17 protein-coding genes are annotated in these 21,282 nt (G+C 71.7%); 10 read left to right on the forward strand and 7 right to left on the reverse strand.

Going from position 1 to position 21,282, the window contains the following annotated elements:
- Positions 1-109: 109 nt before the first annotated feature.
- Together ACWDGI_RS03275 and ACWDGI_RS03280 are read right to left on the reverse strand one after the other, a co-directional pair.
- On the reverse strand, positions 110-1,291 hold the full coding sequence (locus ACWDGI_RS03275) for a serpin family protein (RefSeq protein WP_450754803.1): 1,182 nt from the start codon (positions 1,289-1,291) through the stop codon (positions 110-112).
- Positions 1,288-1,563: a hypothetical protein gene (locus ACWDGI_RS03280; RefSeq protein WP_450754805.1), complete on the reverse strand. Its 276-nt coding sequence runs from the start codon at positions 1,561-1,563 to the stop codon at positions 1,288-1,290. The genes ACWDGI_RS03275 and ACWDGI_RS03280 overlap by 4 nt, the downstream gene beginning before the upstream one ends.
- A gap of 99 nt (positions 1,564-1,662) precedes the next feature.
- On the opposite strand from ACWDGI_RS03280, the gene ACWDGI_RS03285 reads away from it, so the two are divergent.
- The 6 genes from ACWDGI_RS03285 (at position 1,663) to ACWDGI_RS03310 (ending at position 8,232) form a co-directional block, all read left to right on the forward strand.
- Entirely contained in the window at positions 1,663-2,889 is a 1,227-nt protein-coding gene (locus tag ACWDGI_RS03285) for a DUF4190 domain-containing protein (protein ID WP_450754807.1), read from the forward strand.
- Between the two features lie 147 nt (positions 2,890-3,036).
- Positions 3,037-3,789, forward strand: a complete 753-nt coding sequence (locus ACWDGI_RS03290; protein WP_351708743.1) for a GntR family transcriptional regulator — start codon at positions 3,037-3,039, stop codon at positions 3,787-3,789.
- Positions 3,790-4,091: 302 nt separating this feature from the next.
- Positions 4,092-4,283, forward strand: a complete 192-nt coding sequence (locus ACWDGI_RS03295) for an SPOR domain-containing protein (protein WP_450754809.1) — start codon at positions 4,092-4,094, stop codon at positions 4,281-4,283.
- Between the two features lie 30 nt (positions 4,284-4,313).
- Entirely contained in the window at positions 4,314-4,721 is a 408-nt protein-coding gene (locus tag ACWDGI_RS03300; RefSeq protein ID WP_450754811.1) for a (deoxy)nucleoside triphosphate pyrophosphohydrolase, read from the forward strand.
- A 255-nt stretch (positions 4,722-4,976) separates the two neighbouring features.
- On the forward strand, positions 4,977-5,393 hold the full coding sequence (locus ACWDGI_RS03305; protein ID WP_450754813.1) for an ATP-binding protein: 417 nt from the start codon (positions 4,977-4,979) through the stop codon (positions 5,391-5,393).
- Positions 5,394-5,643: 250 nt separating this feature from the next.
- Positions 5,644-8,232: a SpoIIE family protein phosphatase gene (locus ACWDGI_RS03310; RefSeq protein WP_450754815.1), complete on the forward strand. Its 2,589-nt coding sequence runs from the start codon at positions 5,644-5,646 to the stop codon at positions 8,230-8,232.
- Between the two features lie 434 nt (positions 8,233-8,666).
- On the opposite strand, the gene ACWDGI_RS03315 is transcribed toward ACWDGI_RS03310, so the two are convergent.
- The gene (locus tag ACWDGI_RS03315; protein ID WP_450754817.1) at positions 8,667-10,154 is read right to left on the reverse strand and encodes a hypothetical protein; all 1,488 of its coding nucleotides are present in this window, start codon (positions 10,152-10,154) and stop codon (positions 8,667-8,669) included.
- Between the two features lie 82 nt (positions 10,155-10,236).
- Here ACWDGI_RS03315 and ACWDGI_RS03320 point away from each other — a divergent pair, with 82 nt between their 5' ends.
- Positions 10,237-11,337, forward strand: coding sequence for a hypothetical protein (locus tag ACWDGI_RS03320; RefSeq protein ID WP_450754819.1), 1,101 nt, complete (start codon positions 10,237-10,239; stop codon positions 11,335-11,337).
- Positions 11,334-12,323, forward strand: a complete 990-nt coding sequence (locus ACWDGI_RS03325) for a phosphotransferase family protein (RefSeq protein WP_450754821.1) — start codon at positions 11,334-11,336, stop codon at positions 12,321-12,323. The genes ACWDGI_RS03320 and ACWDGI_RS03325 overlap by 4 nt, the downstream gene beginning before the upstream one ends.
- Here the strand turns inward: ACWDGI_RS03325 and ACWDGI_RS03330 are convergent.
- The 4 genes from ACWDGI_RS03330 to ACWDGI_RS03345 all read right to left on the reverse strand — a co-directional run bounded on the left by ACWDGI_RS03330 (position 12,298) and on the right by ACWDGI_RS03345 (position 16,187).
- Positions 12,298-13,074 (reverse strand): succinate dehydrogenase/fumarate reductase iron-sulfur subunit, encoded by a 777-nt coding sequence (locus ACWDGI_RS03330; protein ID WP_450754822.1) that lies wholly within the window; start codon positions 13,072-13,074, stop codon positions 12,298-12,300. The genes ACWDGI_RS03325 and ACWDGI_RS03330 overlap by 26 nt on opposite strands.
- Entirely contained in the window at positions 13,071-15,002 is a 1,932-nt protein-coding gene (locus ACWDGI_RS03335; protein ID WP_450754824.1) for a fumarate reductase/succinate dehydrogenase flavoprotein subunit, read from the reverse strand. The genes ACWDGI_RS03330 and ACWDGI_RS03335 overlap by 4 nt, the downstream gene beginning before the upstream one ends.
- On the reverse strand, positions 15,002-15,823 hold the full coding sequence (locus ACWDGI_RS03340; protein ID WP_450754826.1) for a hypothetical protein: 822 nt from the start codon (positions 15,821-15,823) through the stop codon (positions 15,002-15,004). The genes ACWDGI_RS03335 and ACWDGI_RS03340 overlap by 1 nt, the downstream gene beginning before the upstream one ends.
- A gap of 73 nt (positions 15,824-15,896) precedes the next feature.
- Positions 15,897-16,187, reverse strand: a complete 291-nt coding sequence (locus ACWDGI_RS03345) for a hypothetical protein (protein WP_450754828.1) — start codon at positions 16,185-16,187, stop codon at positions 15,897-15,899.
- 376 nt (positions 16,188-16,563) lie between these two features.
- Here ACWDGI_RS03345 and ACWDGI_RS03350 point away from each other — a divergent pair, with 376 nt between their 5' ends.
- Positions 16,564-18,756 carry an ABC transporter family substrate-binding protein gene (locus ACWDGI_RS03350; RefSeq protein ID WP_450754830.1) on the forward strand — a complete coding sequence of 731 codons (2,193 nt, stop codon included), beginning with the start codon at positions 16,564-16,566 and terminating at the stop codon, positions 18,754-18,756.
- Between the two features lie 259 nt (positions 18,757-19,015).
- Positions 19,016-20,923 (forward strand): translational GTPase TypA, encoded by a 1,908-nt coding sequence (gene typA, locus ACWDGI_RS03355; RefSeq protein WP_450754832.1) that lies wholly within the window; start codon positions 19,016-19,018, stop codon positions 20,921-20,923.
- Positions 20,924-21,282 lie beyond the last annotated feature (359 nt).

Below are 21,282 nucleotides of genomic sequence, written 5' to 3' on the forward strand. Positions count from 1 at the left end.
CGTAAGGGGCGCGGGGCCGTATCGAAGGTGCGGCTGCCGTCGCGCGGGCGCGACCAGCCACGACGATGCCGCGGACGCACGACGGCGCACGGCCGCACCCCCGGAGCGCTCAGCCCACCACCGTCGGCTCCGTCACCCACCCCGCCGCCAGGACCAGGCGGGTGTCGCGGTGCACGGCGAGGAAGCCGAACGGGCGGTCGAAGGCGGCCCGGACGACGGTCGACTCGTGCCGGTACTGCGGCGGCCCGCCGCCCGGCGCCGCCAGCACGGCCGTCACCGCGGCGGCCCGGAAGCCCAGCGGGCCGAACTCCGCGACCGCGGACTGCCCGGCCGCCCCGATGGCCAGCGGCGCGTCACTGATGCCGGGGAAGTGCCCCGCCCGGGCGTCGGCGGCCGTGGAGAGCCCGAACAGACCGTGCAGTTGCAGCAGATCGTGGTCGGCGCGCACCTCGAAGCCGACGGTCGTCACATCCAGCAGCACGGGGTCCGGGGTGGCCGACGGCAGCCGCTCCACGGTCACCCCGGGACCCGCCGGTCCGTAGGGGAGCTGACCTCCGGTGGTCACCGGCAGGGCGCGCTCCAGGACGCCGATGCCGGTGTGCAGCACCTGCCCGGGCGCCATCCCCTCCTCGCCGAGCAGCAGATGGACGTCGAGGGCGTTGCCGCCGAGGACCTTCACCGTGGTGACGTGCCCGTCCGGTCCGGCGGTCACCCCGATCCGGTCCGTGCGGACACTGCTGCGCTGCAGACCGGCCAGCGTACGGCCCTGCCAGGGCCCGGAGCCGGGCCGCAGCACGGTCTCCCGGAACGGCTGCCGCCAGTCCGTGTGCAGGGCCAGCGCGGTCGCCAGCACCATCCGGGCGCCCTCGGTCAGCTTGACCGGCATCCGCCCGACCAGCCCCTCGGTCTGCCTGACCGCCCAGGCGTCCAGCGCCTCCTGGGAGGCCGCGGGGTCGGCGCCGAGCACCCCGTGCGCGCCGGCGGGCAGTCCCGCCGCCCACTGCGCGCGCAGTTCCAGCGCACGGTCGGTCCACAGTCCCAGGGCCGCCCCGACACCGTGCGTCGAGTCGAGCCCGCCGAGTAACTCCCGTGCACCCGCGGCCGCTTGGTCCGCTTGCAGTCCCACGGCCTGGGTCAGTTCGTCCCGGGCGCGGCCGGTGGCGCCGTCGGCGAGGAGGGCCAGCAGCGGCCAGACGCCGGCGGCCGAGAAGACCGTGCCCTGTCTGGTCCGCTGCGCCCAGCGTGCGGTGAGCGCGTTGACGGCGCCGACGGTGTTGACGGTGTTGTTCATTGGTCGTCCTCCCAGGAGTACTCGGGGAAGGGCAGGGGATCCGTGACCCAGCCCGCCGCGAGGACGAGCCGGGAGTGCCGGTGCAGGGCGAGGAAGCCGACGGGGCGGTCGAAGCGGGCGCCGATCCGGGTGGTGACGTAACGCCGCTCGGGCGGAAACGCCGGCAGCGGCCACACCCCGGCCGCCGAGAACACCGTGCCGTCCTTCGCCGTGGTCGCCCAGCGGGTGGTCAGCGCGTTCACCGCGCGCACGACCGCTCTGTCCACCCTCATTCCGCCCCCGTTCACGGCGCGCTTACGATGCGCGCAGTCGTACATCAGTTCAGCCGTCCGTTTCACGCGGCCAGACGCCCCCTCAGGAGCACGGTACCGGTGTCCATACCTCCGCCTCCCGGCCCCCAGCAGCCACAAGGGCCGTACCAGCCGCCCCAGACGGGCCTGCCGCAGTACCCGCAGTACCCGCAGTTCCCGCAGGGACCGTACGGACAGCAGCCGCCGTATCCCTCGCCGTACCAGCCCTGGGGCCAGGGCTACAGCCCCTACGCGGTCCCGGCGCCCGTCAACGGCCTCGCCATCGCCTCCCTCGTGCTCGGGCTGCTGTGCTGCCTGCCGGGGGTGGGGCTGGTGCTGGGACTGGTCGCGCTGAGCCAGATCCGCAGGCGCGGTGAGCGCGGCAGGGCGATGGCGGTCGTCGGGTCGGTGTTCTCGGGGATCGGGCTGGCCCTGTGGGTGCTGCTGCTCGCCACCGGCGGCGCCGGCGACTTCTGGGAAGGCGTCAAGGAGGGCGCCGCCGACAGCTCCAGCCTCTCGCTGTCCACCGGCGACTGCTTCGACACCCCCGACGGCACCCTCACCGGCGACCTGGTCACCGACGTCACGAACGTCACCTGCGACGACGCGCACGACGGCGAGGTCTTCGCCACCTACGACCTCAAGGGCACCGGCTACCCGGGCGACGACTCGGTCGGCGACTCCGCGGACCACCGCTGCTACGGCCTGGAGGACACCTACGCCTTCGACGTCTGGGCGGTGCCCGACGACGTCGCCGTGTACTACTTCACGCCCAGCGAGGACAGTTGGGCGACCGGGGACCGCAGTGTCGTCTGCGCCTTCGGCAGTGCCACCGAGGGTGACAAGCTCACCGACTCCTACCACCGGGACGCCGACTCCTACGCCCCCGAACAGGTCGCCTACCTCAAGTCCGCGCACGTCCTGAACACGGCCCTGGACACCGCACCGGACACCGATTACGTCGAGGACGACCTGCCCGGGAACAAGGCGTGGGCGGGCCGGGTGGCCACGGCGCTCGGGAAGGAGTCGGCGCTGCTGCGCTCGTACGGGTGGACCGCGGGCGCCAGGAAGCCGGTCCTCGCCCTCGCCGCCGACCTCGACCAGGCGCGTACCGAGTGGGCGAAGGCGGCCAAGGCGTCGGACGTCGATACCTTCTACGCGCACTACGACAAGGGGTACAAGCTGATCGACCCGCACCGCACGGTGACCGTACGCGATGCTCTGGGCCTCACCACCACCCCGCCCGTGTACGACGACGGAGGCAGCGGCTCCGGCAGTGGAGGAAGTGGCTCCGGTATGCAGGTGTGACCGTGGCCATAGCGGGGAGAAAGTGCCTGCGTAAAGCCTTCCCCGGCCACATGTCATCACATCGAGTGATTCTCTGGCCTTTGCTTGCGTGGCGGAACCCAGGGTTGCCAGGCTGTTGCTGTCTGTACAACCTGATGGGAGCGGCCAGTGACTTTCGGTGAGCAGCCGGCGTATCTGCGCGTCGCGGGTGATCTCCGTAAGAAGATCGTCGACGGTTCGCTGCCCCCGCACACCCGGCTCCCCTCCCAGGCCCGCATCCGCGAGGAGTACGGCGTCTCCGACACCGTCGCCCTGGAGGCCCGCAAGGTGCTGATGGCCGAGGGGCTGGTCGAGGGCCGCTCCGGCTCCGGGACCTATGTGCGGGAGCGGCCGGTGCCCCGGCGGGTGGCCCGCTCCGGGTTCCGCCCGGTCGGCGGCGCCACCCCGTTCCGGCAGGAGCAGACCGAGGCGGCCGCGCGCGGCACCTGGGAGTCCAGCAGCGAGCAGGCCGAGGCCGGCGCCGTGATCGCCGACCGGCTCGGCATCCACGTCGGCGACCGGGTGATGCGCACCCGGTACCTGTTCCGGGACGCGGGCGAGCCGATGATGCTCTCCACCTCCTGGGAGCCCCTCGCCGTCACCGGCCGCACCCCGGTGATGCTCCCCGAGGAGGGCCCCCTCGGGGGCATGGGCGTGGTCGAGCGGATGCGGGCCATCGACGTCATCGTGGACAACGTCACCGAGGAGGTCGGCGCCCGCCCCGGCCTCGCCGAGGAACTGCTCACCCTGGGTGGGGTCCCCGGCCACGTGGTCCTGGTGATCCAGCGGACGTACTACGCCTCGGGCCGCCCGGTGGAGACCGCCGACGTCGTCATCCCGGCCGACCGGTACCGCGCCGCGTACCACCTGCCCGTGAAGTAGCGCACACCCTTGCGATAGTTGACGTCTGCACGGCCTCTGTCGGGACCTGGACCCGGCCGCTGCGATCCGGCCGTTCTCGCAGGTGGCCCGGGCTGTCCGCGGTCTGCCCGCGACTCGAAGAGCCGGGTGCGCGAACGGCGCGTTCGTCATCGTGCGCCCCCACCGTTCTGGCTGGTTGCGTACCTCTTTGTGAAAAGGCGTATTCGCTGCGTAAAGGTTAGGCGTACGCTCGGGCATATGCGGAGTGCGGTTTCCTTAGCGGGGCGGGGATGGGCGGGAGCCGGGAGAAACGGAGGGGCGCGATGACGGAAGGCACGGTCTCTCTCCCCTGGCTCGTCATACGGCAGGACGACAACGGCAATCGCTACCGCGTCGGCCGGTACGCGACCCGGGCCGAGGCGCAGAAGATCGCCGACAGTCTCGACGACCGCGGACACAAGCAGCTCTACTGGGTCGAGCGCATCGGCCTCGGCGGGGGCGGCACGCGCAACTGACCGCGTACCGCCTCCCGTAGGCTCCGGGTCATGAGCGAACGGATCGTGGTGGTCGGAGCCGCCCTGCTCGACGCGGGCCGCCTGCTCGCGGCCCGCCGCAGCGCACCCCCGGAACTGGCCGGCCGCTGGGAACTGCCCGGCGGCAAGGTCGAGCCCGGCGAGACCCCCGAACAGGCCCTGGTGCGCGAACTGCACGAGGAACTGGGTGTGGCGGCGGAGCCGCTGACGCGGGTGCCGGGCGAGTGGCCGTTGCGGGACCCGTACGTCCTCCAGGTGTGGACCGCCCGCCTCCGCCCCGGCTCGACCGCCCCCGAGCCCCTCCAGGACCACGACGAGCTGAGGTGGCTCGCGCCGGGGGAGATCTGGGACGTGAACTGGCTGGACCAGGATGTACAGGCGGTACGTGAGGTTGCCGCGATGGTGGAACTCGGGGCGTAGCCCCGGTTCCACCGGGGGCGCGGGGCTGCGTTGAATATGCGGCTACCGCCGCGTGGGCGCGACCAGCCACGACGGCGCCGCAGCCGCCCGACGCCCGCACCCCCTGCCCCCTGGGCGCTCGGCCCTTTTTCTGTGCGCCGTTCGGGCCACAGTGCGCCCTCCCATGCGGTACTGCATCCCGGTAACCGGGTATGTGCCCATTAACCCCACGAAACCGGACATGGGTGGGCTCGCGGCCAGCGATGCGACTGGGAAGTGATCGGTGTGATCGACACCGAAGGTGAGACCGCCGACTGGACCTTTCCCGCGGAACCGGGCGCCGTGCGCACCGCCCGGACCGCGGTCCGTGACCAACTGACAGGCTGGGGCCTCGACGGCCTCGCCGACATCACCGCCCTGCTGGTCAGCGAGCTGGTCACCAACTCGCTCCGGCATGCCACCGGCCCCATCGGCGTCCGGCTGGTCCGCCCCGCGGACCTCGGCCGCACCCTCCGGGTGGAGGTCTCCGACCCGCTCCCGGACCCGCCCCGCGAGCGCGCCGCCAGCCCCGACGACGAGAGCGGCCGCGGTCTCCAACTGGTCGCCGGCTCCTCGCGGAGCTGGGGTACCCGGCCCGGCGACACCGGCAAGACGGTCTGGTTCGAGCTGGCGGTACCCGACCGGACGGGGTGAACGGGGTGTACACGCAGTGCTACGGCGTCCACTCTCGGGAGTGGCCGGGGAATGGGTGCCGCAGCGCGTGATTCGAGGGCGTGTTCCCTGGTTAGAAGACTGGAAGTGTTGTCACGGTCCGGTCCGGAAATCGTCGGGACCGTGCTGTGATCGTGAACACCGTGTCAGGCGGCACCGTAGTGCTGGATACTGCGGGCAGCCGCCCCCGGTGACCGGTGCCGGGCGCGGTGAGCTGGAGGGGACGGTTCGCGTGAGCGAGATACCAGCTAAGGCCACGGAGTCCGAGGACCCGTCGGACGGTGCGAGGGCGGGGACCGCGGAGACAGCCGCGGCCCCCGGCGACGCCATGTGGCAGAGCAGTCCACCCGGCTCGATCTACGACTACATCAAGGTCGCCTCGTTCTCCATCGGCGCCGGCGGCCTGGTCGACCAGTGGAGCCTGCGCGCCGAGCAGATCTTCGGCATCCCCGCGGAGCGCGCCGTCGGCATGGACCCCATCGAGGCGTTCGTCGACCCCGACCTGCGTGAGCGCGGCCAGCGGAAGATGGCCGAGATCCTGGACGGGCGGGAGTGGACCGGTGTGGTCCCCTTCCGGATGCCCGACACGGCGGACGGCGAGCGCGGCGAGGAGGGCCTCGCCGAGGTCTACGTCATGCCCACCCGCACCGCCGAGGGCGAGAACGCGGCCGTGTGCATAGTGGTCGACGTCCGCACCCTACGCAGCATCGAGACCGACCTCGCCGCCTCGCAGTCGATATTCGGTCAATCTCCGTTCGGCTTCCTGCTGATCGACCCCGACCTGCGGATCCGCCGCGCCAACGTGCGGTTCTCCTCCGTCTTCGGCGGCAGCCCCGACGACCACCGCGGCAAGGGCGTCCACGACTACCTGCCGCGCTCGGAGGCCGAGCGGGTCGCGGCCACCCTGCGGCGGGTCCTGGAGACCGGCAACTCCATCACTGACATGCACGTCACGGGGTTCGTGCCGGGCTCCGAGGAGCGCCGGCACTGGTCCATCAACCTCTACCGGGTGCACAGCGGCACCGGCCGTCCCATCGGCATCGCCTGGCTCGGTCTGGACATCACCGCCCGCCGCGCCGCCGCCCGCGAGGCCGCCGCGGCCCGGCGGAATCTCGCCCTCCTCAACGAGGCGGGCGCCCGGATCGGCAACTCCCTCGACCTGGAGACCACCGCCCGCGAACTCCTCGACGTGGTCGTGCCCGGCTTCTGCGACCTCGCCACCGTCGACCTCTACCAAGGGCTGCTGGCGGGCGACGAGCGGCCGCCGGGGCTCTCCGACGGCAGCGCGGAGCTGCGCCGGGTCGCGTTCGCCAGCGCGGTCTCCGACGCGCCCTTCGTGGGCGGCGGTGCCCCGGTCGCCGTCGGCGCGGTCCACCACTACCCCTTCAACTCGCCCTGCGCGGACGCCCTGCGCACCGCCCGCCCGCAGCAGGTGCCGGCCGAGGAGGGCGGCCTCGTCCAGTCCACCCTCGCCGTCCCGATGGTCGCCCACGACACGGTCGTCGGCCTCGCCCAGTTCGCCCGCACCAAGGGCAGCGAGCCGTTCGGCGACCGCGACCGCGAGCTGGCCGTCGAACTGGCCGCCCGCGCCGCCGTCTGCATCGACAACGCGCGCCTCTACCGCCGCGAACACGAACGCGCGTTGATACTGCAGCGGTCCCTGCTCCCACCCGGCGACCCCGAGGCGTCCGGGCTGGACATCGCGTGCCGCTACCTGCCCGGCAACGCGGCGACCGAGGTCGGCGGCGACTGGTTCGACGTCATCGAACTCCCCGGCCACCGCACGGCGCTGGTGGTCGGCGACGTGATGGGCCGGGGGCTGCGCGCGGCGGTCGCGATGGGCGAACTCCGCACGGCGGTCCGTACGCTGGCCCTTCTCGACCTCGAACCCGCCGAGGTGCTCTCCGCGCTGGACGAGATCGCCCGCGGCCTCGGCACCCCCGGCGGAGTCCAGCAGGCCACCCGCACGGCCCGCCAGCCCCGCGACGCCGACCTCTCCGAGGTCTACCTCGCGACCTGCGTGTACGCCGTCTACGACTCCGTCACCCGGCGCTGTACGTTCGCCAACGCCGGCCACCTGCCGCCGGTGCTCGTGGAACCGGGCGAGGACGCGCTGATGCTCGACGTGCCGCCCGGCATGCCGCTCGGCGTCGGCGGCGAGCCCTTCGAGGAGGTCGAGGTCGAACTCCCCGAGGGGGCGCTGCTCGCCCTCTACACGGACGGCCTGGTCGAGTCCCGCGACCATCCCCTCGACGAGGGGCTCCAGGCCTTCGTCGGGGCGCTCACGGACCCCTCCCAGCCCCTCGAGGACGTCTGCGACCACGTCCTGAACACCCTCGACACGCACCACGGCGAGGACGACATCGCGTTGCTGATGGCACGTGTACAGGGGTTGCCGGCCGAGTCGGTCGGCGACTGGACGCTGCCGCGCGAGCCGCGCAGTGTGGGCCGGGCCCGTGAGTACGCGCGCGGCCAGCTGCTCAGCTGGGACCTGGAGCCGCTGGTCGACACGGCGGAGCTGCTGGTCAGCGAGCTGGTCACCAACGCGCTGCGGTACGGAGAGGGCGAGATCCGGCTACGGCTGCTGCTCGACCGGACGCTGGTGTGCGAGGTCTGGGACTCCGGCCTGGTCCAGCCGAGGCGCCGGCGTGCCCGCGACACCGACGAGGGCGGCCGGGGGCTGCAGCTGGTCGGGCTGCTGAGCGCGGCGTGGGGCTCGCGTCGGACGCCACGCGGGAAGACCGTGTGGTTCGAACTCCCCCTCCCGGACGGCGAGACGGGCCTCACGGACCCCGCGGAGGCCCTCCTCAGCCTGTTCTGACAGGGGCGGTGCCGGCCGGCCCACGGGCGCGGCGCCGTCGTAGCCGTTCGCGCAGTTCCCCGCGCCCCTGGTGGGGTTGGGGTGGGTTGGTCGTGCGCGGCGCTGTCGTGGCCGTTCGCGCAGTTCCCCGCGCCCCTGGTGGGGTTGGGGTGGGTTGGTCGTGTGCGGCGCCGTCGTGGCCGTTCGCGCAGTTCCCCGCGCCCCTGGTGGGGGTGCGGCCGGTTCGCCTCGTGCGGCGCCGTCGTGGTTGCTCGCGCAGTTCCCCGCGCCCCTGGCGGGGTTGGGGTGGGTTGGCCGTGTGCGGCGCCGTCGTGGTCGTTCGCGCAGTTCCCCGCGCCCCCTGAGGGGCGCTGCGGCCGACGCCCCTGAAAGGGGCGCGGGGAACTGCGCGACAAGCCCCCACCGGGCCCGCGGACGCCGACGGCCTCTCGCGGCTAGCGCAACCGCGTCCGCGTCTCCGGGCCGCCGAACGCCACCACCGGCCCCCCGGTCCCGTCCTCGCCGAGCAGCACGCCCCCGAGCACCGCCCCCGCGAGCCCGCTCTCGTGGGCCGCCTCCCCGGCGTACGGGTTGCCATGGGCGCGTACGTCCCGCCCCGCCAGCTCCCGGGCCCGCCGTGCCAGCCGGTCCGCGTCCGCGAAGGCGAACGCGGCCGCGGCCCGGCCCGCCTCCGCCAGCAGCGCCCGCGCCTCCGCGCCCACCGCCCCCCGGTGCACCCCCACGAAGTCGTCCGCCGCCCCCAGCGCGCTCCGCGCCACCAGCTCCGCCCCGGCGGCGATCACCCCGGACCGCCCGCCCCCGGCGCCCTCCACGGCCCGTACCACCCGGCGCAGGGCGTCCAGCGCGTCGTACGGCCCGCCGGTCACCTCGTCCCGCACCGCGGCCAGCACGGTGTCGGCGTGGGCCAGGCGGGACGGTGAGGCGGCCGCCCGGACGCCCGCCAGTTCCGCCTCCGCGCCCGTGAGCGCGGCCGGCACCAGGGCCGCCGCCGTACGCAGTTCCGCCGCGAGCCGGGCCACCCCGCCCAGCAGCACCCCGGCCTGCGCCACCGCCCCCTCGGCGGCACGCACGCCACGGCGGAACCCGTCGCCGTCGCCCGAGTCGGCGTCCTGGCGGGCCTGGTTGAGCCGTCCGGTCGCGAACACCAGCCGGTCCTTGGCCTGTTCGACGTACCCCACCACAGCCGCCACGGCCCCGTTCCCGTACCGCTCGCCGGCCTCCGTCAGCGCGGCCGCCACCGCGCCCGTGCCCGCGGCCAGTTCCCGGAACCGCCCCTCGGCCACCGCCAGCGCGTCCCCCGCATCCCACTCGGCGTCGAACCCCTCCGCCGCCGCGTCCAGTTGCCGCCCCGCCTCCGCACACCGCCCCACCACCCCGACCAGCGCCTGCCGCCGGCCGGTGCCGTCCCCGGGTATCCCCTCCTCGTACCGCCGCCATATCGCGAACGCCGCCGACAGCTCGGTCCCGGCCGCCCGCAGGGCCCCCGCGACGGAGTCGCCGCCGTCGACGTACCCGAGCGCCTCCCGGCTGGTGCGGACGCAGTCGTCGGCCAGGACCAGGGCGGTCCGCGCCTGCCGCTCGAGATCGACCGGAGACGGCGTCGGCGGGGCGGCGGAGACGGTCCCGGGGGTGGTCCGCGAGCGGGACCGCCGGACCCGCCGTACGTACCCGTAGCCGCCCAGCGCACCGGCGGCCGCCACCGCGACCAGCGGCATGACGTAGTCGGCGGTGGACGCCCCGTCCGCCCGGGCCGCGGCGACCGGCTCGCGCGCCGCGGGAACCGGATCTTGAGTGGTGGTCGTCATCACCGGCAACACCAGCCAGACCGCTCCGGCCACCCCGCCCAGCACGGCATGCCCCACCCGCACACCTATGTGGCCGGCGGCATGCCTCGGACGGCCCCGGATCAAGGATGACGTCACATTTTGGAGCGTATGGGCAGCAAGTCGGACCCGCGACCGGGGCGGGGACGGCTGGGGGACGACGAGAAAAGGGGGGCCACCGATGGCAGCGGAATCAGAGTCGAAGGGGGAGGGGGACGGGGCGAGGGAAGCGGAGCGGGAGGGCGAGGGCGCGCCGGAGGTGCCCGGCGCACGGAAGAGGGCCCCCTGGGTCCGCCGGGCCCGGCGTATCGGGCTCGCCGCCGTCCTGCTCCTGGTCCTCCCTCTCGTCACCGCCGAGACCGCCCTCCGCGTCAACTACACCGGCGACCCGAGGCCCGGCACCCACACCCGGGACAAGGACGTCCTCTGGCTCGGGCACGCCTGGGTCGACGGCCGTAAGACCGACGCCGACGTCACCGCCCTCGCGACCCGGCTCGCGGACACCGGCATACGCGACCTCTACGTCCATGCCGGACCACTGGAACACAACGGCACGCTGCCCAGAACGGACTATCCCAAGGCCCGTTGGCTGATAACGGCCGTGCATCGAAAACTCCCGGGCGTCCGTGTCCAGGCCTGGCTCGGGGACGAGGTCGCGCCCGAGAAGCCGTACGCCATGCATCTGGAGAAGACGCAGACGCGTGCCGCCGTCGTCGCCTCGACCCGGCAGGTGATCGCCGCCGGTTTCGACGGGGTCCACTTCGACCTGGAGCCCCTGCACTCCGGCGACCGGAACTACCTGGCGCTCCTCGACGCGTTGCGGCCGGTGACCCCGCTGCTGTCCGTCGCCGCACACCAGATCGATCCGCTCCCCGCTTTTCACTCCTTCTGGGGTACTGTCACCGGCCATCCCAAATGGTGGTCACAGGAGTATTTCGGGCAAGTCGCCCGCCGGGTGGACCAGATCGCGGTGATGTCGTACGACACCATGCAGCCACTGCAGAGCCTGTACGGCGGGTACGTCGCGCAGCAGACCAGCCTCGCGCTCGAGGTCACCCCCGCGGACACCGACCTCCTGATGGGTCTGCCCTTTTACCACGAGAACCGTTTCGGCCACTGGGCGCACGCGGAGACCGTACCGGCCGCCGTGCGAGGGGTTCGGCTGGGACTGTCCCGAACGGACGCGGATCGCGCTAACTTCGGCGTCGCCCTGTACGTCGACTTCGCCGCCACCGAGGATGACTGGACCTCTTATCGGAAGGACTGGGTCCGTACGTCATGACAACCGCTCGTGCCCACCTCACCCGTGACGACCTCGCGCCGCTCGCCCGCGAGGCCCTCGGCCGTGCCCCCGCCGCCGTCACCCGGCTGCGCGGTGGCTCCAAGAAAGGCGTCTACCGGCTCGCCCTCGACAACGGCAGGACCGCGATCGCCTACGTCTGGTCCCCGGAGGAGGACTACTGGGGTCCCGCCGACGCCGACATCCGCGACCCCTTCGCGCACGCCTCCGGGCTCGGTCTCTTCCTGTCGGCCCACGACCGGCTGACCGAGCTGGGTGTGCGCACCCCGCGTCTGCTGTTCGCCGACGAGGAGGCCGAGCACCTGCCCTCGTACGCGGCGGTCGTCGAGGACGTCCGCGGCGGCAGCCTGGAGGTGCTGCTGCGCAGCGACCCCGGCGCGGCCCGGGTGCCGCTGGCCCGGCTGGCCGGGGCGCTCGGCGTGCTCCGGGAGTGCGTGTCCGCCGGGTACGGCAAGGCCGCCCTGGTGGAGGAGGGCGGCAAGCCGATCGGCAGCTCCTGCGAGCAGGTCGTCGCGGACCGCGCCGTGCACGACATCGCGGAGGTCGCCGAGCGGGACCCCCGGGTGCGGGAGGTCCGCCAGGCGCTGTCGGAGCGGGTCCGGCAGCTCTACGACGCGATCGAGCCGCGCGACCACGCCTCCCTGGTCCACGGCGAACTGGGCCCGGACCACGTCCTGGTGACCGAGGAGGGCGACCCCGCGCTCATCGACATCGAAGGCCTGATGTACTTCGACGCCGAGTGGGAGCACGTCTTCCTCCAGCACCGCTTCGGGCCCGCCTACGACGTGCTGCGCACCGCCGACCTCGACGAGGACCGCATGGAGCTGTACCGGCTCGCGATGCACCTCAACCTCGTCGCCGGCCCGCTCAGGCTGCTGGACGGCGACTTCCCGGAGCGCGAGCCGATGCGGGACATCGCCGAGTCCAACCTCCGGCGGGTGCTCAGCCTCCTGCGGGGCGCCTCCTGATCTTCGAGCCGAGCCACACCAGCGGGTCGTACTTGCGGTCCACGGCCCGCTCCTTCAGGGGGATCAGCGCGTTGTCGGTGATGTGGATGCCCTCCGGGCACACCTCCGTGCAGCACTTGGTGATGTTGCAGTAGCCGAGACCGTGTTCGTCCTGGGCCGTGCGCTTGCGGTCCAGGCCGGACGCCTCGGCCGCGTCCAGCGGGTGCATGTCGAGCTCGGCGACCCGCATCAGGAAACGCGGCCCGGCGAACGCCGTCTTGTTCTCCTCGTGGTCGCGGACCACATGGCAGGTGTCCTGGCACAGGAAGCACTCGATGCACTTGCGGAACTCCTGGGAGCGGTCCACGTCCTCCTGGAACATCCGGTACTCGCCGGGGCCCACTCCGGCGGGCGGTACGAACGCCGGGACCTCCCTGGCCTTCTGGTAGTTGAAGCCGACGTCCGTGACCAGGTCGCGGATCACCGGGAAGGCGCGCAGCGGGGTGACGGTGAGGGTCTCGTCCCGTTCGAAGACGGACATCCGGGTCATGCACATCAGGCGCGGGCGGCCGTTGATCTCCGCCGAGCACGAACCGCACTTGCCCGCCTTGCAGTTCCAGCGGACCGCCAGGTCGGGGGCCTGGGTGGCCTGGATGCGGTGGATGATGTCCAGGACCACCTCGCCCTCGTTCACCTCGACCTTGAAGTCCTCCAGGCCGCCGCCCTCGACGTCGCCTCGCCACACCCTGAAGTGGGCCGTGTAGCCGCTCATTCGTACAGCTCCTCTTCGGCGAGGTACTTGACCAGCTCCTCCTTCTCGAAGAGGGCGAGCAGGTCGGCGCGGATGGGGTCGGTGGTCTCGCGGGTGAGGGTGATCTGCCCGCGCACCGGGTCGGTGGCCGCCAGCCCGCCCGTGGGGTCGGCCAGTCGGCAGAGCAGGTTGATCCGGCGCCAGTCGCGGTCCATCGTCGGATGGTCCTCGCGGGTGTGGCCGCCGCGCGACTCGGTGCGCTCCAGGGCCGCCCGGGCCACGCACTCGCTGACCAGCAGCATGTTCCGCAGGTCCAGGGCCAGGTGCCAGCCCGGGTTGAACTGGCGGTGCCCCTCCACCCCGGCCCGGCGCGCCCGGACCCGCAGCGCACCGAGCCGCTCCAGGGCCTGCTCCATCTCGCCCTCCCGGCGGATGATGCCGACCAGGTCGTTCATGGCCTGCTGGAGCTCCTGGTGGAGGGTGTACGGGTTCTCCGGCGGGCCGGAGTCCGGTTCCTGGCCCTCGGCGGAGAAGGGCCGCAGCGCCTCCGCCGCGGCCGCGTCGATCTGCTCGTCGTCCGTTTCCGGCCGGGCGGCGAGGCCGGCCGCGTAGTCGGCCGCGTGCCAGCCCGCCCGGCGCCCGAACACCAGCAGGTCGGAGAGCGAGTTGCCGCCGAGCCGGTTGGAGCCGTGCATCCCGCCGGCCACCTCACCGGCCGCGAACAGCCCGGGCACCCCGCGCGCCGCCGCCGTGTCGGAGTCCACCGCGACCCCGCCCATCACGTAGTGGCAGGTCGGCCCGACCTCCATCGCCTCGGCCGTGATGTCGACGTCCGCCAGCTCCTTGAACTGGTGGTACATGGAGGGCAGCCGGCGCCGGATCACCTCGGCCGGCATCCGGGTCGACACGTCCAGGAAGACCCCGCCGTGCGGGGAGCCGCGGCCCGCCTTCACCTCGGAGTTGATGGCCCGGGCCACCTCGTCGCGGGGGAGCAGTTCGGGCGGGCGCCGGTTGTGGTCCGGGTCCTCGTACCAGCGGTCGCCCTCCTCCTCGGACTCGGCGTACTTCTCCTTGAAGACGTCCGGGATGTAGTCGAACATGAACCGCTTGCCCTCGGAGTTGCGCAGCACCCCTCCGTCGCCGCGCACCGACTCCGTGACCAGGATCCCCTTCACCGACGGCGGCCAGACCATGCCCGTCGGGTGGAACTGCACGAACTCCATGTTGAGCAGGGGAGCCCCGGCCAGCAGGGCGAGCGCGTTCCCGTCGCCGGTGTACTCCCACGAGTTCGACGTCACCTTGAAGGACTTGCCGATGCCCCCGGTCGCGACGACGACGGAGGGCGCCTCCAGGACGAAGAAGCGCCCGGTCTCCCGCTCGTACGCGAAGACCCCGGAGACGCGCGAGCCGTCCTTGAGGATCCGGGTGACCGTGCACTCCTGGAAGACCTTGAGCCGGGACTCGTAGTCGCCGGTCTCCTTCTGGTCCTCCTGCTGGAGCGAGACGATCTTCTGCTGCAGAGTCCGGATCAGCTCAAGACCCGTACGGTCGCCGACGTGGGCCAGGCGCGGGTACTCGTGGCCGCCGAAGTTGCGCTGGGAGATCTTCCCGTCCTTCGTGCGGTCGAAGAGGGCGCCCCAGGTCTCCAGCTCCCAGACCCGGTCCGGGGCCTCCTTGGCGTGCAGTTCGGCCATCCGCCACTGGTTGAGGAACTTGCCGCCGCGCAGGGTGTCGCGGAAGTGGACCTGCCAGTTGTCGTGCTCGTTGACGTTGGCCATGGCCGCCGCGATGCCGCCCTCGGCCATCACCGTGTGCGCCTTGCCGAACAGCGACTTGCAGATCACCGCCGTACGGGCGCCCCGCTCGCGCGCCTCGATCGCGGCGCGCAGGCCCGCGCCACCGGCACCGACCACGACGACGTCCCACTCCTGCCGGTCCACCACGGGCATCAGAAAAACCTCGGATCATCGAAGACACCGGACGCGAGCAGGTAGACGTAGAAGTCGGCGAGCGCCACGCTCACCAACGACGCCCAGGCGAGCTGCATGTGCCGGGCGTTGAGCCGGCCGACGAACTGCCACGCCTTGTAGCGCACGGGGTGTTTGGAGAAGTGCTTGAGCTTCCCGCCGACGATGTGCCGGCAGGAGTGGCAGGACAGGGTGTACGCCCAGATCAGCACGATGTTGACCAGGAAGACCAAGGTGCCGAGGCCCATGTGGCCCCAGTTCTCGTGGGTGTCCCGGAAGGACAGCACCGTGTCGTAGGTCAGCACGCACGCGACCAGCAGGGCGAAGTAGAAGAAGTACCGGTGGAGGTTCTGCAGGATCAGCGGGAAGCGGGTCTCACCGGTGTACTTCGCGTGCGGCTCGGCCACCGCGCAGGCCGGCGGGGAGGCCCAGAAGCTGCGGTAGTACGCCTTGCGGTAGTAGTAGCAGGTCAGCCGGAAGCCCAGCGGGAAGATCAGGATGATGATCGCCGGGGAGATCGCCCACCAGCTGCCGAAGAGGTCGGCGTTCGGGCCGGACGGCATGGTCTTGCAGTTCTCGGCCAGACAGGGCGAGTAGAACGGCGAGACGTACGGCGCCGAGTAGTAGTGCGCGTTCGCGAAGGCCCGCCAGGTCGAGTAGACGACGAACGCGAACAGACCGGCCGCGGTGACGGCGGGTGCCAGCCACCAGCGGTCGGTCCGCAGGTGCGGGGCGGAGATCGCGGCGCGCGTACGGGTGCGTACGCCGCCGCTGTTCGGATGTGGTTCCGTACCAGTGGCCAATGGGTGACTCCGGTCGGTTCGGGGGTCGGGGCCTGCGGGCAGCACGCCTGTCGGCGGGTGCCGGTCACGCCTCTTACGGTGCGCGCCGGTCGCGGGCGCCGAGACCCTCGTCGTCCGTGTCCGTCCACAGGTTGATGTCGTACGGGTCGTCGGAGATGGTGACGAGTTCGGGACGCTTGCTCGGGGCGCCGGTGCTGGCCGCCTCCCGCAGCAGTGCCACGCTCTCGCGCAGGTGATCGGCGTCGGCACGGACGCGGCGCATGTCCAGTCCGCCGCTCCCGAGCTGCTGCTCCAGGCGGCCGACGGACCGGTTCAGGTCGTCAAGGCAGCGCTGTACTGACGTCAGGTCGTCGTGCACGGACATGACGTGACCTCACTTCCACGGACTTCGGTGTCCAAGGCGGCAACGTTCATGCGCCTGCGAGTGTTGCGCGTCACACCTGCTGATGTGAAGGCATGTGCAGCGATTGGCGGATTGCGCGCCTCCGTCGCACGCCCGCACGCGCTCTGCGTGCGCCGGGGACGGGCGCCGCCGCGAGGGGTGCCGCCCCGTGCGCCGCCCGGGTGGGCGTTGCGCCGCACGGGTGGGCTTTGGCAGCCCCCGCCGCCGTGTCGTCCCCGGCCGACGGACCCCGTCCATTTCAGTGGGGTCCGTACTTCTTACATGTGATCAACTCCAAAATACCCCCAAATGTGAACAGACCCCACCCGTGTCACCGGGCCTCCCGGAGGTAGCAGAGATGTCTCACCACGGCGTCGGACCCAGGGCTGGCCGCAGTGCGGTCATGCGCTCCGTCACGTTCCTGACCGCGGGCGCCCTCGCGGTGCCCTTCCTCGCGGGCTGCGGCTCCGACGACGAGGGGAGCAAGCCGCTGGCCGGACAGGACATCGCGGCGGCCGCCCGTGACGCGGTCGCCGAGGGCGGCACCCTGAAGTGGGCCGTGGACGCCGTACCGGAGACCCTCAACACCTTCCAGGCCGACGCCGACGCGGGCACCACCCGGGTCGCCCAGGCCGTGCTGCCGTCGATGTTCACCATCGACGCCACCGGCCGTCCGGTCCGTGATCCCGACTACCTGGAGTCCGCGAAGGTCATCGAGACCGAGCCGCGCCAGGTCGTCCTCTACAAGCTCAACCAGCAGGCGGTCTGGAGCGACGGCCGGGAGATCGGCGCCGCCGACTTCGCCGCCCAGTGGCGCGCCCTGTCCGGCAAGGACTCCGCCTACTGGACCGCCCGCAACGCCGGCTACGACCGCATCGGCAAGATCGAGCGCGGCGCCAACGACCTGGAGGTCCGGGTCACCTTCGAGCGGCCCTACGCCGACTGGAAATCACTGTTCTCACCGCTCTACCCCAAGGAGGTCATGGGCACCCCGGACGCCTTCAACGACGGCGCCCGCCGCAAGCTCGCGGTCACCGCGGGACCCTTCAAGGTCGACAAGGTCGACACCGCCAAGAAGGACGTGGTCCTCACCCGCAACCCGCGCTGGTGGGGCCGCCCGGCCAAGCTCGACGAGATCGACCTGCACGCCGTGGACCGGGAGAAGCGGGCCACCTCGCTCGCCGCCGGCACGGTCGACGTCGCCGACATCGACGCCTACGAGGCCCAGCGGATCATCATCGCCGGGCGGGACAAGGGCACCGGTACGCCGTTGCAGGGCTCCGGGAAGACCTCCGCGAAGAAGCTGCGCTCCTGGGCGCTCACCCTCGGCATGGACGAGGAGAAGCTGCCCAAGGGCCCGAAGAAGCTCCGCAGGACCATCGCCAAGTGGCTGGAGCAGCAGCAGGAGCTGCGTGACTTCGACGTCCGCAAGTCCCTGGAGCCCGCCTACACGCAGCTCGCCCTGAACGGCTCCGAGGGCCCGCTCGCCGACGAGCGGGTGCGCCGGGCCGTCGCCCGGGCCCTCGACCGCCAGACCCTGGCCAAGCTGGTGCTCACCCCGCTGGGGCTGCCCGCGGTACCGGTCGGCAGCCACCTCGCCCTGTCCGGGCAGGCCGCCTACGCCGACAGCAGCGGGTCGATCGGCGGCCTCGACACCCATGAGGCGCAGGCGCTGCTCGCCGACGCGGGATGGGTGGCCGGCGGTCCGATCAAGGCCGGGGACAAGGCGGCCGGCGCGCAGACCGGGAACGGCGGCAAGACGGGCAAGGGGGAGAAGGGCGACAAGGGCGACAAGGGCGACGACTCCGAGGGCGGGAGCGACGGGCAGTACATCGTCGGTGAGGACGACAAGGGCCCCGACGGCAGGACCCCCGACGACAAGGACACCCGCGACCACCAGAAGGACCACGCCCACGGGGCACCCGGGGCGTACGCGCCGAAGGGCACGGCCGCACCCAAGGGGGCGCAGGCCGCGTCCGCGCCGCTGGCCAAGGACGGCAAGGCGCTGAGCCTGCGGTTCGTGCTGCCGTCGGGGCCGGGGTCGGAGACGCTCCAGGACGTCGCCGAGCGGGTCCGGCAGATGCTGGCGGCGGTCGGGATCCAGGCCGAGATCACCAAGGTCTCCGACGAGAGCTACTTCAAGGACCACATCGCGTCCGGGCAGTACGACCTCGCCCTGTACTCGTGGCCGTCGTCCGCGTTCCCGGCGACGGACGCACGGCCGATCTACGCGAAGCCGGTGCCGGCCGCCGACGGGTCGCTGAACGTCGAGCAGAACTACACGAGGGTGGGTACCGACCAGGTCGACCAGCTCTTCGACCAGGCGCTCGGGGCGCTGGACGAGGACGAGGCGGACGGGCTGCTGCGGAAGGCGGACTCGCGGATCTGGGCGTCGGCCGGGTCGCTGCCGCTGTACCAGCGGCCGCAGATCGTGGGGGCCCGGAAGGGTCTGGTGAACGTCGGGGCGTTCGGATTCCAGACTCCGGTCTACCAGGACATGGGGTTCCTGAAGAAGGGGGCCAAGCCGTCGCCGAGCGCGTCGGGCCGGTAGCGCCCGCGGCCCCCACACGAGGGTGGCCGGACCTCCTCGGAGGTCCGGCCACCCTCATGTTCTCGATGGGATCCGAGTGTTCTTGATGGGATTCGAGGCGGGAAAACCAGCGGCGAAGATCACACGGAAGCCTCCGGAATGAGTCTCCCGCCGGGGCCACGTAGGATGGGGTAAGGCCGTGGCGTGTCCAGCCCGGCAGGGTCCGCGTATCACCGACGTACGCGCCGGGCCTTCCTCACATTCCAGGAGATACGCCTTCATGGCCACGCGCCACGACATCCGCAACGTCGCCATCGTCGCCCACGTCGACCACGGCAAGACGACCCTCGTCGACGCCATGCTGAAGCAGGCCGGCGCCTTCGCCGCGCACGCCGCCGAGTCGCTCGACGACCGCATGATGGACTCGAACGATCTGGAGCGTGAGAAGGGCATCACGATCCTGGCCAAGAACACGGCCGTGAAGTACCACCCGAAGGACGGTGGCGAGGTCGTCACCATCAACATCATCGACACCCCGGGCCACGCCGACTTCGGCGGCGAGGTCGAGCGCGGTCTGTCGATGGTGGACGCGGTGGTGCTGCTCGTCGACGCCTCCGAGGGCCCGCTGCCCCAGACCCGGTTCGTGCTGCGCAAGGCGCTCCAGGCCAAGCTGCCCGTCATCCTGTGCATCAACAAGACGGACCGCCCCGACTCGCGCATCGACGAGGTCGTCAACGAGACGTACGACCTCTTCCTCGACCTCGACGCCGACGAGGACCAGATCGAGTTCCCCATCGTCTACGCGTGCGCGCGTGACGGTGTGGCCTCGCTGACCAAGCCGGAGAACGGCACGGTCCCGCAGGACAGCGACAGCCTGGAGCCGTTCTTCTCCACGATCCTGTCCCACGTCCCGGCCCCCGAGTACGACGAGGCCGCCCCGCTCCAGGCGCACGTCACCAACCTGGACGCCGACAACTTCCTCGGCCGTATCGCGCTGCTCCGCGTCGAGCAGGGCGAGCTGCGCAAGGGTCAGACCGTCACCTGGATCAAGCGTGACGGCACGATGTCCAACGTCCGCATCACCGAGCTGCTGATGACCGAGGCGCTCACCCGCAAGCCCGCCGAGGTGGCGGGGCCGGGCGACATCTGCGCGGTCGCCGGTATCCCGGACATCATGATCGGCGAGACCCTCGCCGACCCCGAGAACCCGATTCCGCTGCCCCTGATCACGGTCGACGAGCCCGCGATCTCGATGACCATCGGTACGAACACCTCGCCGCTGGTCGGCCGCGGCGGCACCGGCAAGGGCGCCGACGCGAAGTCGGCCGTCAAGGACCGCAAGGTCACCGCCCGCCAGGTCAAGGACCGCCTCGACCGTGAGCTGATCGGTAACGTCTCGCTGCGCGTCCTCGACACCGAGCGTCCGGACGCCTGGGAGGTCCAGGGCCGTGGTGAGCTGGCGCTCGCCATCCTGGTCGAGCAGATGCGCCGTGAGGGCTTCGAGCTGACCATCGGCAAGCCGCAGGTGGTCACCCAGCAGGTCGAGGGCAAGACGTACGAGCCCGTCGAGCGCATGACGATCGACGTCCCCGAGGAGCACATGGGCGCGGTCACGCAGCTCATGGGCATCCGCAAGGGCCGGATGGACAACATGTCCAACCACGGCTCGGGCTGGGTCCGGCTGGAGTTCGTCGTCCCGTCCCGCGGTCTCATCGGCTTCCGTACCGAGTTCCTGACCAATACGCGCGGCACCGGCATCGCCCACTCCATCCACGAGGGCCACGAGCCGTGGTTCGGCGTCCTGACGACCCGTAACAACGGCTCGCTCGTCGCCGACCGCGCGGGCGCCGTCACCGCGTTCGCGATGACGAACCTCCAGGAGCGCGGTGTGCTGTTCACCGACCCCGGCACCGAGGTGTACGAGGGCATGATCGTCGGCGAGAACTCTCGCGCCGACGACATGGACGTGAACATCACCAAGGAGAAGAAGCTCACCAACATGCGGTCGTCGTCGGCCGACTCGTTCGAGGCGATCGTCCCGCCGCGCAAGCTCTCCCTGGAGCAGTCGCTGGAGTTCTGCCGTGACGACGAGTGCGTCGAGGTGACTCCGGAGGCGGTTCGCATCCGCAAGGTCGTCCTCGACCAGAAGGAGCGCGGCCGCACCGCCAGCCGCGCCAAGCACGGCTGATCGCAGGACACCGAAGCCCGGGTGCCCCCATGATGGGGGCACCCGGGCTTTTTGCAACCGGTTTTCGGGTGGCCAGGAGTGAGTCACCTTCGGCCAGTGTCCGAAATGCGGAGATCCTCGCCCGATACCCATGTAACAAGTCCGTTTCGTGGCCTTCTCCCGTCGAACAGTTTGTCCATTTTTCGGAAGAACTTGGCGTCGGCTGTGACTGAATTGAGATTTAAAGACAGTGGTCGGCACCTGGCTCATGGCAGATAGTTAGCCGCGTAGCGCTCGGGTCAATGGGTCTCGCGCTGTGGGGACAGCGCCGACTCACGAGCACCAGGGGGCGTCTGACCCTCCGTCAGGGGTGTCGGAGG

Source organism: Streptomyces sp. NPDC001220, from assembly GCF_053597895.1.